10 protein-coding genes and 4 tRNA genes are annotated in these 13,662 nt (G+C 71.4%); 12 read left to right on the forward strand and 2 right to left on the reverse strand.

What is annotated here, in order from left to right; genetic code table 11:
- Positions 1–16: 16 nt before the first annotated feature.
- A complete protein-coding gene (locus tag ACESMR_RS23760; protein WP_373049621.1) occupies positions 17–295 on the forward strand; it encodes a DUF493 domain-containing protein in 279 nt (92 codons plus the stop codon).
- Between the two features lie 83 nt (positions 296–378).
- Here the strand turns inward: ACESMR_RS23760 and ACESMR_RS23765 are convergent, their stop codons facing one another.
- Positions 379–1,404 (reverse strand): diacylglycerol/lipid kinase family protein, encoded by a 1,026-nt coding sequence (locus ACESMR_RS23765; RefSeq protein WP_373049622.1) that lies wholly within the window; start codon positions 1,402–1,404, stop codon positions 379–381.
- A 486-nt stretch (positions 1,405–1,890) separates the two neighbouring features.
- On the opposite strand from ACESMR_RS23765, the gene ACESMR_RS23770 reads away from it, so the two are divergent.
- From ACESMR_RS23770 to ACESMR_RS23785, 4 genes are all read left to right on the forward strand, one after another.
- A complete protein-coding gene (locus tag ACESMR_RS23770) occupies positions 1,891–3,996 on the forward strand; it encodes an outer membrane protein assembly factor (protein WP_373049623.1) in 2,106 nt (701 codons plus the stop codon).
- Positions 3,996–8,756: a translocation/assembly module TamB domain-containing protein gene (locus tag ACESMR_RS23775; protein WP_373049624.1), complete on the forward strand. Its 4,761-nt coding sequence runs from the start codon at positions 3,996–3,998 to the stop codon at positions 8,754–8,756. The genes ACESMR_RS23770 and ACESMR_RS23775 overlap by 1 nt, the downstream gene beginning before the upstream one ends.
- Entirely contained in the window at positions 8,753–9,214 is a 462-nt protein-coding gene (locus ACESMR_RS23780; protein ID WP_373049625.1) for an AAA family ATPase, read from the forward strand. Before ACESMR_RS23775 ends, ACESMR_RS23780 begins: the two co-directional genes overlap by 4 nt.
- A gap of 76 nt (positions 9,215–9,290) precedes the next feature.
- Complete coding sequence (locus ACESMR_RS23785; protein WP_373049629.1) at positions 9,291–10,286, forward strand: RimK family alpha-L-glutamate ligase; 996 nt, start codon at positions 9,291–9,293, stop codon at positions 10,284–10,286.
- Here the strand turns inward: ACESMR_RS23785 and ACESMR_RS23790 are convergent.
- Positions 10,283–11,386: a CapA family protein gene (locus ACESMR_RS23790; protein ID WP_373049626.1), complete on the reverse strand. Its 1,104-nt coding sequence runs from the start codon at positions 11,384–11,386 to the stop codon at positions 10,283–10,285. The genes ACESMR_RS23785 and ACESMR_RS23790 overlap by 4 nt on opposite strands.
- Positions 11,387–11,514: 128 nt before the next feature.
- Between ACESMR_RS23790 and ACESMR_RS23795 the strand changes: the two genes are divergently transcribed.
- The 7 genes from ACESMR_RS23795 to ACESMR_RS23825 all read left to right on the forward strand — a co-directional run.
- Positions 11,515–11,943, forward strand: a complete 429-nt coding sequence (locus ACESMR_RS23795; RefSeq protein ID WP_373049627.1) for a hypothetical protein — start codon at positions 11,515–11,517, stop codon at positions 11,941–11,943.
- Complete coding sequence (gene rlmB / locus ACESMR_RS23800; protein ID WP_373049628.1) at positions 11,943–12,683, forward strand: 23S rRNA (guanosine(2251)-2'-O)-methyltransferase RlmB; 741 nt, start codon at positions 11,943–11,945, stop codon at positions 12,681–12,683. The genes ACESMR_RS23795 and rlmB overlap by 1 nt, the downstream gene beginning before the upstream one ends.
- A gap of 126 nt (positions 12,684–12,809) precedes the next feature.
- Positions 12,810–12,885 (forward strand) — tRNA-Thr (locus tag ACESMR_RS23805).
- A gap of 16 nt (positions 12,886–12,901) precedes the next feature.
- A tRNA-Tyr gene (locus tag ACESMR_RS23810) sits at positions 12,902–12,987 on the forward strand.
- 53 nt (positions 12,988–13,040) lie between these two features.
- Positions 13,041–13,116: transfer RNA gene (locus tag ACESMR_RS23815), tRNA-Gly, on the forward strand.
- Between the two features lie 16 nt (positions 13,117–13,132).
- Positions 13,133–13,208: transfer RNA gene (locus ACESMR_RS23820), tRNA-Thr, on the forward strand.
- A 37-nt stretch (positions 13,209–13,245) separates the two neighbouring features.
- The coding region (locus ACESMR_RS23825) for a GTP-binding protein (protein WP_373049243.1) at positions 13,246–13,662 on the forward strand (417 nt) is incomplete at its 3' end.

Raw genomic sequence — 13,662 nt, forward strand, 5'->3', positions numbered from 1 at the left:
AAAGAGGAGGAACGACATGACCGAAACTCCAGCCAACGCCCCCCTCCTCAAGTACCCGTGCTTCTACACCTTCAAGGCGATCGGCAAGGCCGAGGGCGCCCCCTTCGACGAGCACGTCCGCGGGCTCGTCGGCGGCATCCTCGGCTACGTCTCGCCCGACTCCTGCTCGATCCGCGAGAGCGGCAAGGGCAACTACCACAGCGTCAGCGTGCTCGTGCATCTGCAGAGCGAGGAGCAGCGGCGCGCGGTCTACGAGTCGTTCTGGAAGGACGAGCGCGTCGTCTTCTATCTCTGATCGGATCGAAGGCATCGCGGAACGAGAAACGCCCGGCTCCCTCCAACGGGGACCGGGCGTTTTCCTTTGCGGCGACAACCGTTTCAGTTGAGCGCGGAGAAATCGACCAGCTCGATCTGCCGGGGCGCCAGGCCGAGGCGGATCTCGTCGCGGTAGCCTTCGGCGTCACCACCGATCTGCAGCGGGAGCTTCTCGTTGGCCCGGACGATGACGTCCTCGACGAGGAAATCCGAGACATCCGGGTGGCGGAAGCGGCCCTTCCAGATGGCGTCGAGATGGGTGACGACCGTGAAGGGTTTGAGGTTGCTCACCCGCAGCTGCATGCGGCCCGGCACCATCCCGGCGAAGGGGAACATCTTGAAGTTGAAGCCGTAGAAGGGAACGGTGCTGCCGGCGCACATCGAGGCGGGGCCCCGGAAGAGCAGCTCGCCGGGACCGAAATCCTTCACCGGCTTGCCGTCGGCGCCGACGAGCGTGGCCACGCCCCTGCCGTTGATCACCTCGACCTCCGGCGACTTCCGGTGGACCAGGTAGTGCGGCAGCGTGCGGGTCGCCACCGCGAGGGCGTAGCCGGATGCGCCGGTGCCAAGTCGCTTCAACCTGCCCTGGCCGAGCTTGCGCTTCACCGCCACGTAGTCGTTGAGGATCGCCGCGTCGAGGCCGATGCCGGCGAAGGGGGTGAGCCTGCCGTCGGTGGTGATGAGATCGATCCGCCGCACGCTCGGCACCTCGCCGGCCCTGGCGCGGAGCACGTCGTCGAGGATCCCCTCGCCGGCGGTGGCGCCGACCATGCCGGCGAGCGCGTTGCCGGTGCCCAGCTTGAGCACGCCGAAGCGGGGCAGCTGGAAGGTCGCGTGCTCCCGGACCGCGTCGAGGATCTCGGTGACGAAGGAGACGAAGGTGCCGTCGCCGCCACCGGTGAAGACGGTGCGGTACTGCCGGTCCACCACGGCGCGGGCGATGTTGCGGGCGTCCGCCACGGTGCGGGAGAGGAAGAGGTCGTCCTCGGGGACCACGTGGCGCAGGGCGTTGTGGACCCGGCGCGAGACACGCTTGGCGTTGGCGTTGAGGAGGACTGCGACCTTGCTCTCGGCGGCGGTGAGGTTCATGCAGGGACGCTCCGGTCGGCGGTAGGCGGGGTGAGAAGCGGATGCCGCAGTGCGGCACGCTTCGGACCCGCGGCGTCACCCATTTGCAGCGAACATGCCATGCCCCGGTGGAACGGTGGGCAGAACGCGAAATTTCCAACCATTCCGAGGCTCTTCCCCCGATTGGGGTAAAGGGGGCCCTCCTTCGGGATCCCCGCGGTTGAGTACTCCAGGTGACAGTGGTGCGAAAGACTTTGCGCACCCTGACAGCTACGCCCGGATTGCAGCCTGCTCCGTGTGGCCCCTCGCGACAACCGGCCCGGCCGGGACGGGGTGAAAAGCGGTGATTCCGCGACGTCGGGTGGTCGTCCGGCCAGCCGCCGGGGCGGGCAGACGCTCGGCGTGCAGAGCTCGCCCTTTCGGGGAGGGAGAGCCGGCGCCGGATGGCAGGCAAAGCAGGCCTCGGGTGTCCCGCAATCGAGAAGGCGTGCGCACGTTGGACGGCGCATGTGGTTCCGACTCGCTCCCTTCCTGCCACTCCTGCTCGCCGCCTGTGCCTCCACGCCGGCGGTGCCGGAGCTCGTGCAGACCGGCCCGGTGGTGAAGGAGCTCCGCGTCCTCGGCAACGAGGAGGTCTCCGACTCGCTGATCCGCTCGCGGATCGCCACCCGGGAGACCAACCGCTTCCTCTTCTTCGGCGGCGTGCACCGCCTCGATCCCGGCGCGGTGGCGCAGGACCTCCGGCGGATCCGCGACATCTACCAGGAGCAAGGCTTCTACGCGGCGCAGGTCGACTCGGAGGTCCGCTCGCTCGGCGACGACGAGGTGGAGATCGACTTCCTGGTGAACGAGGGGCCTCCCACCGAGATCCGGACCTTCCTCGTGGAGGGGCTCGACGACCTCGAACCCGAGGTGCTGGCGAAGGTGCTCGAGGATCCGCCGCTGGAGCGGGGCGATCGTTTCGTCGAGGCGGACTGGCTCGCGTGGAAGGAGTCGGTGGTCGCCCGCCTCCGCAACCGCGGCTACGCCGACGCTTCCGTCGAGGCCCGGGTGGAGGTCGGACCTGCGGAGGGCACCGCCGACCTGATCCTCGTGGCGGAGCCCGGGCGGATCTACGAGTTCGGCGAGATCGCAGTGGAGGGGAACCTCCTCGTCGACGAGACGCGGATCCGCAACGCGGCGCTCCCGCTCCTCGAGCGCGGCGATCGCTACTCGCCCACGGCGATGGAGGAGGCGCAGGCGGAGGTCTTCGGGCTCGGCGTCTTCTCGGTGGCCACCGTGACCGATCGGGAGCGGGCCGAGCGCAGGGCTGCTGCCCGCAGGGCCGAGGCGGAGGCTGCGGCGCTGCGGGCAGCGGAGGGGGAACCCGTGGAACCGGCGGCGGCGGAGCCACCGGCGCCGATCGACCAGGGCCCCGCCGTGGCGCCGGTGGTGATCGCGGTCAACGAGGCCGACTTTCTCCGCATCCGCGTCGGCGCCGGCGTCGGCCTCGACCAGAGCTACTACCAGGCCCGGGCGCTCGCCGAGTTCACCCACCTCAACGTCTTCGGCGGGTTGCAGCAGCTGCATTGGTCCAACCAGCTCGCCTACCGCTTCCTCAACCCCGGCGCCGAGTTGGTGGGGGAGTCGGGCCCTGCGGGCTCCTCCGTGCTCAGCCTCACCCAGCCCGACCTGATCACCACCCGCGTCGACCTGAGCACCAGCGTCGCCTACGAGCGCGAGCTCACGCCTTCCTATACCGCGCAATCGGTCACCGGACGGATCGGCACGCCGATCCGCTTCCGCCACTGGCTCTACCTCACGCCCAGCTACAACGTGACCCACTTCTTCGACGTCTCGGTCTTCAACGAGGACGAGGTGGTGGGCGCGACCCCCGGCGTGCGTCCCTCGCTGGTGGGCGACTGCCCCGCCGGCTGCACGCTCTCCTGGGTGGAGCAGCTCCTCGTCGCCGACCGCAGGGACAATCTTCTGGAGCCCCGCCGCGGCTGGTACGCCTCCTTCGGCGTGCAGGAGGGCGGCCTCGGCGGCGACTTCGCCTGGCTGCGCTTCACCCCCGAGGCCCGCGGCTACATCCCGCTCGGCGAGGAATGGGTGCTGGCCGGCAGGCTCGCCTTCGGCTACCTGCATCCCTTGAGCACGTGCGATCCCGAGCAGGCGCTCGATCCCTACCTCGACGACGTGGGCTGCTCGCCGATCGTCGTGCGCTACTTCGGCGGCGGCGCGGACGGCTTCCGCGGCTTCGGCGCCGACCGCCTCTCGCCGCTGCAGGCGGTCGAAGTCGACGGCGAGACGCGCTACATCCCGCTGGGCGGCAACTCGAGCGTTCTCGGCACCACCGAGTTCCGCTGGTACTTCGCCGAGAGCTGGTCGAGCGCCTTCTTCCTCGATGCCGGCAACGTCGCCGCCGAGCCTGCTGCAGCCTTCCGGATCGCCGATCTGCAACTCGCCGCAGGCGCCGGCCTGCGCTACCGGACCCCGGTGGGACCGGCGCGCCTCGACGTCGGCTACCGGGTGCTCCGTGACCCAAGCATCCCGGTCAACGGCGGCGACCCGGTGGAGCAGAACACGCTCGACTACTTCGCAATCTTCCTCTCGATCGGCGAGGCCTTCTGATGGCGGCGCGCTCCTCCTGGCAGCGACGCCTCGTCGCGGTGGTCGGTTTCCTCCTCCTCCTGCCGCCGATCCTCGTGCTCAACCTGTGGGGCTTCCTGCGATCGCCCTGGGGCGCCCGCGTCCTCGCAGGCCAGGTGGAGCAGCGGCTCTCCGAGGTGATCGACGGGACGATCCGCATCGGCGAGGTCGGCACCTTCGGCACCCTCGGCTTCCGCCTCGAGACGGTGATCGTCCTCGACCCCACCGGCGCGCCCACCATCGCCGTCCGCGATCTGCGGGTGAAGGTCTCGCCGTGGGCGCTCCTCGGCGGCGAGCTGGTGGGCGACGTCTCCATCGCCGGCGGCAGGGTCTCCATCGTGGAGCTCGCCGAATACGACGACGTCAACATCGGCGCCGCCTTCCAGCCCGAGGATCCGGCCCCCGAGCAGCCCGAGCCCGAACGCGAGGGCCCGCCGCCGCCCCTGCCGCCGGATCCGCCGCTGCCGATCCGCCTGGAGCGGCTGCACGTCGAGGACACCGCGTTCCTGTTCGCGGAAGCCCCGGGCGCGAAGCCGCAGGTGCTGGTGCGCGACATCGAGGCCCGCGCGGCCGGCTGGTGGAACGATCGCGGCGCGGGGGCGGAGCTGGACCTGCTCGCTCGCGCGGTCGAGCCGGTGCGGGCGCCCCTCGCCCTCGAGGTCGAGGGGGCCTTCGCGCAGAACTGGCTCGACGCGCTGCGGCTCGACGTCGTCCTCGGCGACAGCGAGTTCCACGTGAAGGGCCGCGGCGAGATGAGGGCCCTCGAGGGGCGCCTGATCGTCGACGGCGAGATCGCTTCGGAGCAGGCGCGTGCCCTGGAGATCCCCCTCGCCTCCGACCTGGCGATCGACGGCGACTTCTGGATCGCTCGCGATCGCTCGAGCGTCGCCCTCCGCTTGAGCACCGGCGAGGAGGGCGGCGTCGTGGCCATCGACGGCTGGTACGATCGGCCGGACGGGAACCTCTTCGCCCAGACGATCCTCGCCGGCGTCGATCCTGCCGCCTGGGTGGTCGATGCGCCGCAGGGCCGGATCGCCGGCAGCGCCCGTGCGGTGGGGACCCTGCTGCCGTCTCCCGATCTCCGCGTCGAGCTCCTCCTCCAACCCGGCGCGCTGATCGGCAGGGAGGTGGGGCCCGCAGCGATCGCGGGCGTCCTGCGGGGCGAGACGCTGCACCTCGATCCTTCGTGGCTGCAGCTCCCCGGCGCGACCTTTCGCGTGGAGGGCAACGCCTCCGCGCAGGCCCTCGATCTCGAGGGCCGGCTCGACGCCAGCGATCTCGGCGCTGCGAGCCGCTTCGTCGCCGACCTCCTCGGGGAGGAGCGGCCGCCGCTCGACGGACGGGGCACGCTGCGCTTCGACGTGGCGGGGAGCCCGGCGGATCCCACGGTCGGCGCCGACCTCGATTTTTCCCGCCTCGCCTGGGGCCCCAACGAGGCACGGGGGCTCGACCTGCAGGGACGCGGCAGCATCGGCGACGACGGCCTGCCGGTGGGCTCCCTCGCAGGAACGGCCGATCGGCTGCGCACCGGCCGGCTCGATGCGCGCCGGCTGCAGCTCGAGGCGGAGCGGCGGGACAACGGCGATTTTTCCCTCGACGCCAGGGCCAGAAGCCGCGCGGTGGAGACCCGGGAGCTCGGCGCGACCCGGCTCCGGGTCGAGGGGCGGCTCGAGCAAGAGCGCGTCACGATCGACGAGTTCCGGTTCGAGTATCCCGAGGGCTCGCTGCGGAGCGAGGGCGGGGCGGTGGCGGAGTTCGGCGACGGCGCCATCTCGCTCGAGGGCTTCGCGCTCGAGCAGGGCGGCGGGGGAAGCCTGCGGGCCCGGGGCAGCATCACTGCCCGTCGTCTCGACATCGAATTGGAGGGGGAGGATCTCCAGCTCGAACGCCTCCCGCAGGCCCTGCTCCCCGAGAACCTCTCGGGCACCGTCGACCTCGAGGCACAGTTGCAGGGGACGGCGACGGCGCCGGAGGGGCGGGTCGTCTTCCGGCTCAGGGAGGGCGTCTACGGGAGGCTGCGCGACTTCGCCGCCACCGGCGACGTGCGCCTCGAGGACGGCAGGGCCGCAGGGCAGGTGGAGGCGGCGCTCGGTGGCACGGGGCTCCTGGTGGGACGCTACGCAGGCCCGATCGACCCGATGAACGCACCGGCGGCAGCGCCGATCGATCTGGAGCTGCGGGTGGGGCCCCTCGAGCTCGCCGGCCTCGGGAGCGCCCTCGAGACGGAGCTGCCTTCTGGCACCGTCCGCGCGCGGATCAGCGGCAAGGGGACGGTCGGCGTGCCGGACGTCGACGTCGAGGTGCTCCTCTCGGATCTGGAGATTCCCGACGCACCCGAGCTGCCGCCCCTCGCCGCCCATCTCACGGGCACGCTGCACGAGGGGCGGGCGACCGTCGATCTCGAGGCGTGGGCAGCGGACCGCCGGGTGCTCGAGCTCCGGGGCGGCGCGCCCCTCGACCCGCGCCGCTTCCGCCGCGCGCCGGAGGCGGAGATCGATCGCATGCTCCGCTCGGGCGACTCGCGGGCGCAGGGGGTGGTTCGTGGCCTCGACCTCGAGCTGGTGGGCGCACTCATCGACCAGCCCGATCTCGCTGGCGCCGTGGTGGCGGAATTCGACGTGCGGGGGCCCATCGTCGATCCCCGCGGCGTGGTGCGGCTCGAGGCCCGCGGTGGGCCGGTGGGGCCGGTGCGCCGCCTCTCGATCGCCTCCCTGGTGGAGCTGCTGCCGGATCGCAGCCGCCTCGTCGCCGGCGTCGCCATCGACGGCCAGCGTCCCGCGGAGATCCGCGCGGAGGTCGGGGCGCCGCCCCGTGCCTTCATCGACGGCACCGCGCCGCCGAGCACGCCGGCGGAGCTGGTGATCGAGGTGCCCGATCTCGACCTCGGCGGCCTCGGCGGCAGGGCGGCCACCGCTGCAGCGACGAACCTCGTCGCCGGAGCGAGCGGCGGGCGCGGCCTCGCCGGCACCGTCGCTGCCCGGGGCCGCTTCCGCGGCACCCTCGCCGACCTGCCCGGCGAGCTGCGCATCATCGGGCAGGACATCGTCTTTCGCGGCGTGCCGCTGGGCGGCGCGGAGCTCGCGGTGGTCCAGACCGACCGGCTCGACGCAAGGCTCTCGGCGATCGACGCGACGGCTGGAACCCTGGTCGCCACCGCCCGGCTCGACGGAGCGGTCTCGCCCCTCGGGCTGGCGCAGGAGGGCATCGAGCTCTTCCGCCGGATGCAGGCCCTGGTCGAGGTCCGCGGGACGGATCTCTCCCTGCTGCCGCTGGCGGTGGTCTCGACCATCAACCGGGTTGGCGGCAAGGTCGATTTCGAGGCCCGCGGCAGCGGTCCGCTCCTCGAGCTCGATCCCGTCGGAACGATCGCGGTCCGCGGCGGCTACGTGGAGCTGGTTGGGGGGCCGCGCTACCAGGCGATCACCGTCGATGCGCAGCTCACCGGCGAGCGCCTCGCCCTGGCGCGGCTCACCGCCGAGGCCCCGGGCCGGGGTCGGCTCGTCGCGGATGGCAGGCTGCAGCGCACCTCCGGGCCGGATCCCTTCTCGTTCGAGGTGAGCGCCGACTCCTTCCCCATCGGCGGTCCCGGCGGTGTCTCCGCCCGGGTCAGCGCCGAGGGGCAGCTCGAGGGGACCTTCCATCCGCGCGAGGGCCTCTTCGCCACCCTCGAGGTGCCCCGGGCCCGGATCGAGCTGCCCCGTTCGCCGCCGCGGGAGCTGCAGGAGGTCTCACGGCTGCGGGACGTGGTGATCGTCACCGGCCCCGAGGCCTTCCTCCGCCAGCGGCGCCTGCGTGCTGCAGCGAGCGAGGGGGCGTTGCCGCTGGAGCTGCGGCTCGATGCGCCGCGGCGGATCTTCGTCACCGGCGAGGACGTCGACGCGGAACTCGGCGCGGAGCTGGTGATCCGGCGACCGGAGAGTGGCGACGTCCTCGCCGATGGAGAGGTCCGCGCCCGCAGGGGCAGGGTTCGGGTCCTCGGCCGCTCCTTCGTCCTCGAGGAGGCTGCGGCGCTCTGGGGTGGCGGGCCGATCGAGAACCCGCAGCTCTCCCTCACCGCCCGCTACCAGGCCCGGGACGCAACCGCCTGGGTCGACGTCACCGGCTGGGCCAGCGCCCCGGAGATCGGGCTGCGCTCCGACCCCCCGTTGCCCGAGTCGCAGGTCGCCCTGCTCATCGCCGCCGGCAGGACGAGCCTTCCGGGCCAGACCGATCCCTTCGGCGAGCCGGTCGATGGAGGGGAGATCGATCCCGCCGGCGCCGCTGCCTCGGTGGCCGGCTCGTTCGCCGCACAGCGGCTGCGCTCCGCCCTGGGCCCGCGCCTGCCCCTCGACGTCCTCACCCTCGAGACGGTGGGGACGGGCACGCGACTCGAGGCAGGCACCTACGTGAGCGAGCGCCTCTACCTCGGCTACCTGCGCAACTTCCTGCCGGAACAGGACGAGAACGCCAACGAGGTCCGCGCCGAATACGAGCTCTCGCGTACCGTCGCCCTCGAATCCCGCTTCGGCGATCGCGGCGCCGCCGGTGTCGATCTCGTCTGGGAGAAGCGGATCGCCACGCCGGCGCAGCAGCGGGCGCGCCGGGCCGCCTACGAGGATCGGGTCGGAAGGCCACCGGACGTCGAGCCCACGGAGATCATCGGACCCGAGCAGGACGAGGAGCCGCTGGACCCGGGGGAGGACGCGCCCGCAGCGCTCGAGTCCGATCCCGCCCGGCGCGAGGACGAGGACGAGTCGGAGTGATCGAGCTCGTGATCTTCGTCGGCCTGCAGGGCGCGGGAAAGAGCAGCTTCTACCGCCACCACTACGCCTCGACCCACGCCCACGTCAGCAAGGACCTGATGCGCAACAACCGCAACCGGGAGCGGCGCCAGCGGCACCTCGTCGACGAGGCCCTCGCGCAGGGACGCTCGGTGGTGGTCGACAACACCAACCCCGCGCCGGCGGACCGCGCACCGCTCCTCGCCATCGGCAGCGCCCGCGGCGCCCGGCTGATCGGCGTCTTCTTCGACGTGCCGCTTCGGATCTGCATGGAGCGCAACCGCCGGCGGGAGGGGATCGCCCGGGTGCCGGACGTCGCCCTCCGCGTCACCCGCTCCCGCCTCGTCCCACCCACCCTCGAGGAGGGCTTCGACGAGATCCGCAGGGTGCACGTCGATCCGCAGGCAGGCCTGGAGGTCGAGCGCCCCGGCGCCGACTGATGTGATAGAGGGGCGCTCCCGCGCGCTACCTGGGATGGCGCGCGAAGCCCGCCGGAGCCGCCGCATGGCCAAACCGATCCGCCTGCTCATCCTCTCCCGGTCACCGGCGATCTACTCGACCCGCCGCCTGATCGAAGCCGCCCGGGAGCGGGGCATGCGGGTGCGCGTGATCAACCCCGTCGAATGCGAGATGCACCTCGACGGGAAGACCTCGCACCTCTACCACCGCCGCAAGCCGATCGCCCGGGCCGACGTGGTCATCCCGCGCATCGCGCCCTCGATCGCCGTCTACGGCCTCGCCGTGGTGAACCAGTTCGCCCTGGGCGGCGCGCGGATCGTCAACGACGCCGAGGCGATCGCCAGGAGCCGCAACAAGATGCGCTCCCTGCAGCTCCTCTCCAGCCACGGCATCGACATCCCCGCCACGGTGATGGCCCGGGATGCCCGCAGCCTCAAGGAGCTCGTACCGCTGGTGGGCGGCGTGCCGGTGCTGATCAAGCTGCTCCAGGGCGGCGAGCGGCAGGGCGTGATGGTCTGCGAGACCATGCCCTCGCTGGAGGCGGCGCTCGAAGCGATCCTCGGCCTGGGGCAGAACGTGCTGATCCAGCAGTACGTGCAGGAGACGAAGGGAAAGGACATCCGGGCGCTGGTGGTGGGCGGCCGCGTGGTCTGCGCGGTGCGGCGCATGCCCAGGGCCGGACGGCTCTCCCGCACCCTGGGGCGCGGCGCCCGCTTCGAGCCGGTGGCGCTTCCGATCACCTTCGAGCAGGCGGCTGCACGTGCGGCGCGTTTGGTGGGGCTCGAGGTGGCCGCGGTCGACATGCTCGACGATCGGGGCAAGCCGCGGGTCTTCGAGGTCAACTCCTCGCCGGGCCTCCGTGCCCTCGAGGAGGCCACCGGCCTCGACCTCGCCGGCGCGATCGTGGAGCACGCGGGGCGGATGGTGAAACACGCACGTGCGGTGAGCCGCTCCGTAGCGGAGACGGCACCCGCCGCGCCGGCGCCGGCGAAGCAGAAGACCGCGGCGAAGAAGGGAACGAAGCGGGCGACGGGGCAGGGCGGGAACGATTAGACCGGTGCCCCGCGGATCCGCCCGTCGCCTTCGAGGTGGAGACGCGGCCCCGCAGGGCTCGTGGAGAGCAGCCGCTCCAGCAGCCAGCGCGCCTCCTCGGCGCTCGCCCGCTGCAGGCGGAAGCGGTGGATCCGCAGCGGTGTCGCCACCAGCTCCACCAGGGCGCCGTTCCCGTCGAGCTTCGGCAGGTAGAGGAGGGTGAGGTCGCCGCGGAAGGCCTCGTACCCGGAGATCCCCTCGTAGTCGTTCAGGAAGTCGCCGCAGCCGTAGAGGATCAGCCTGCCGCGGTGCACCTCCATCGGCCGCGGGTGGTGCGAGGAGTGGCCGTGGATCAGATCCGCCCCCGCCTCGACGAGCGCGTGGGCGAAGCGCACCTGCGCCGGCTCCACCTCCCAGCCCCAATTGCTGCCCTGGTGGATCGAGACGACCACCCGATCCCCGGGCCGCCTGGTCTGCGTGACGCGGGTGGCGAAGGCCTCCGCCGCCGCGTCGTCGGCGCCGGGGAGAAAGGCGACCCCGGGCCGGTGGGGCCCAGCGGCCCAACTCGGAAAGACGCCGCTCGAGGGCATCCCCACCGCGAAGACGAGGAGCCTGCCCCCGCCAGCCAGGGGAAGCACCGCCGGGGCGAAGGCCTCGTGGGCGTCCCTGCCGGCGCCGGCGGTGGCGAAGCCCGCTGCATGGAGCACCTCGAGGGTCTCGTGCAGGCCCGCCGCGCCGAAGTCGAGCACGTGGTTGTTGGCGAGGGCGCAGACGTCCACGCCGAAGGCCTGCAGGGCCTTCACGTTCGCCGGATGCATCCGGTAGTGGATCGCCTTGCCGGGGAAGAAATCGGAGGCGGTGGTGACGGCGGTCTCCAGGTTGATCACCACGGCAGCAGGCGCGAAGGCCTCGACCTCCGCCGCAGCGTCGCCCCAGATCGCACCTGGCCCGATGGGGCGCTCGATGCGACCGCTGGCAGCCTCCGCCAGGCGCACGTAGGCCCTGGCGTCGTGGATCCACTCCTCGCGGAGAACGGGATCGACGGAGCGGGGGAGCACCTGGTCGATGCCCCGCCCGAGCATCACGTCGCCGCAGAGGGCGAGGGTGGCGGTGGGCTCCATGCGGCATCGGTGCCCATCTTCCGGCCCTGCGGGAAGCCTTCCGCGAGTTCCCCCTTCGCGCCCGCGGTGGATGGGGCTACAAGGGCCCCGACGGAACTTTCTCCCGCCTCCGCGGGGTCAGGACGGACATGCGACGGACCCTCACCGTACTCGCCTTCGCCGCTGCCACGGCGATCGCATGCAAGGGCGAAGCGGCGCCCACCGATCCCAAAGCGCTCTACCGGGTGGAGGCGAGCGCGGAGCCGACCTCGCTGGAGGCCGGCAAGTCGGGCACCTTCCGCATCGCCGTGCGCCCGAACGAGGGCGCCGAGGTGAAGGCGGAGACGCCCTTCCGCGCGACGCTCGCCGGGACCGGCTCCGTCTCGGTGGGCAAGGCCGAGCTGGCCTACGCCGACAACGCCCGCATCGAGGGCAAGGGGCCGGTCTTCGAGATCCCCTTCGAGGCGAAGGCCGCCGGCGCGGGCGAGCTCGAGGCCGACCTGGTCTTCTTCGTCTGCACCGACGAGGCCTGCCTGCGCACCACCGACCAGGTGCGCGTGCCGGTGACGGTGCGCTGATGGCGGTGGTCTACGGAGTGAATCCCGTCGTCGAGGTGCTCACCGCGCAGCCCGGCACGGTGGAGCGCGTCTACGTCGCCGAGGGAGCGAAGGTCCACGATCTCGACCGGCTCTACGACCTGGCCCGCAGGTCCGGCGTGCGGATCGAGCGGGTGCCCCGGGAGCGGGTGGCCCGCCTCGCAGGCGGCAAGGTGCACCAGGGCGTCGTCGCCGAGGTGGTGGAGGCGACCTACGCCGACCCCCTCGACCTCCTCGACGTCGCCGCCGCTGCGGGGACGCAGCCCCTGCTCCTCGCCCTCGATCAGGTCCAGGATCCGATCCACCTCGGCGCCGCCCTGCGCTCCGCCCACGCGATGGGTGGCCACGGCGTGGTCATCCCGAAGGATCGGGCGGTCGGGCTCACGCCTGCTGCGGTGAAGGCCAGCGCCGGTGCAACCGCACACCTGCAGGTGGCCCGGGCCACCAACCTCTCCCGCACCCTCGACGACCTGAAGGAGAAGGGCGTCTGGGTGATCGGCGCCGACATGGAGGGCGAGCCCTGCGACCGGGTGGACCTCACCGGCCCGATCTGCGTGGTCATCGGCAGCGAGGGAAAGGGCCTGCGGCCCCTCACCCGGCAGCATTGCGACCGCGTGGTTTCGATTCCGATGCACGGGGCAGGGGTGGGGAGCCTCTCCGCATCTGCAGCTGCATCGATCCTGCTCTACGAGGTCGCTCGGCAGCGCCGGGCCCGCGGTTGAAGAAATGCGGGGCCGCGTTTTTTTCCCGTTGACTCACCAGGGCCGTTCTTCTACAAGCCCGTCCCGCACGCGGCGCCACGCAAGTGGAATCGCGGAGAGTTCAAGCTCGTTGGCGACCAACGGGTCGCTGGTGTAGCTCAGTTGGTAGAGCAACCGCCTTGTAAGCGGTAGGTCGCGGGTTCGATCCCCGCCGCCAGCTCCAGTAAGAGATGGAACCTGGAGGGGTTCCCGAGCGGCCAAAGGGAGCAGACTGTAAATCTGCCGGCGTCAGCCTACGAAGGTTCGAATCCTTCCCCCTCCACCAGTTTTTTCTTCGGAATCTCCTCGAAATCGAGTAGAAGCCGAAGCCGAAAATAAGCGGGAATAGCTCAGTTGGTAGAGCGTCAGCCTTCCAAGCTGAGGGTCGCGGGTTCGAATCCCGTTTCCCGCTCCAGTTGTTTCGGTTCTGTGCCCTTGTAGCTCAGTAGGCAGAGCGCGTCCTTGGTAAGGACGAGGTCAGCGGTTCGATCCCGCTCGAGGGCACCACTTTTTTCTCTCTGCAGATTCTTTACGGAGGCGGCCGATGTCCAAAGAGACCTTCAAGCGTACGAAGCCGCACGCGAACATCGGGACGATTGGTCACGTCGATCACGGCAAGACCACCCTGACCGCGGCGATCACCAAGGTTCTGTCGAAGAAGGGCTTTGCCCAGGCGATGGACTACGGTTCGATCGACAAGGCCCCCGAAGAGCGTGAGCGCGGCATCACCATCTCGACCGCGCACGTGGAGTACGAGACGGACAACCGTCACTACGCCCACGTCGATTGCCCCGGTCACGCCGACTACGTGAAGAACATGATCACCGGCGCGGCGCAGATGGACGGCGCCATCCTGGTGGTCTCGGCCGCCGACGGCCCGATGCCCCAGACCCGCGAGCACATCCTTCTCGCTCGCCAGGTCGGCGTCCCCTACATCGTCGTCTTCCTGAACAAGGTCGAC

The sequence above is a fragment of the Vulgatibacter sp. genome (assembly GCF_041687135.1).
GTDB lineage: Bacteria > Myxococcota > Myxococcia > Myxococcales > Vulgatibacteraceae > JAWLCN01.

Bases quoted from the DNA above. Each gene is read 5' to 3' on its own strand.
- ACESMR_RS23760 (WP_373049621.1), top strand. From the start codon at position 17: ATGACCGAAACTCCAGCCAACGCCCCCCTCCTCAAGTACCCGTGCTTC.
- rlmB (WP_373049628.1), top strand. From the start codon at position 11,943: ATGGCGGTGGTCTACGGAGTGAATCCCGTCGTCGAGGTGCTCACCGCG.
- ACESMR_RS23765 (WP_373049622.1), bottom strand. From the start codon at position 1,404: ATGAACCTCACCGCCGCCGAGAGCAAGGTCGCAGTCCTCCTCAACGCC.
- ACESMR_RS23795 (WP_373049627.1), top strand. From the start codon at position 11,515: ATGCGACGGACCCTCACCGTACTCGCCTTCGCCGCTGCCACGGCGATC.
- ACESMR_RS23770 (WP_373049623.1), top strand. From the start codon at position 1,891: ATGTGGTTCCGACTCGCTCCCTTCCTGCCACTCCTGCTCGCCGCCTGT.
- ACESMR_RS23790 (WP_373049626.1), bottom strand. From the start codon at position 11,386: ATGGAGCCCACCGCCACCCTCGCCCTCTGCGGCGACGTGATGCTCGGG.
- ACESMR_RS23775 (WP_373049624.1), top strand. From the start codon at position 3,996: ATGGCGGCGCGCTCCTCCTGGCAGCGACGCCTCGTCGCGGTGGTCGGT.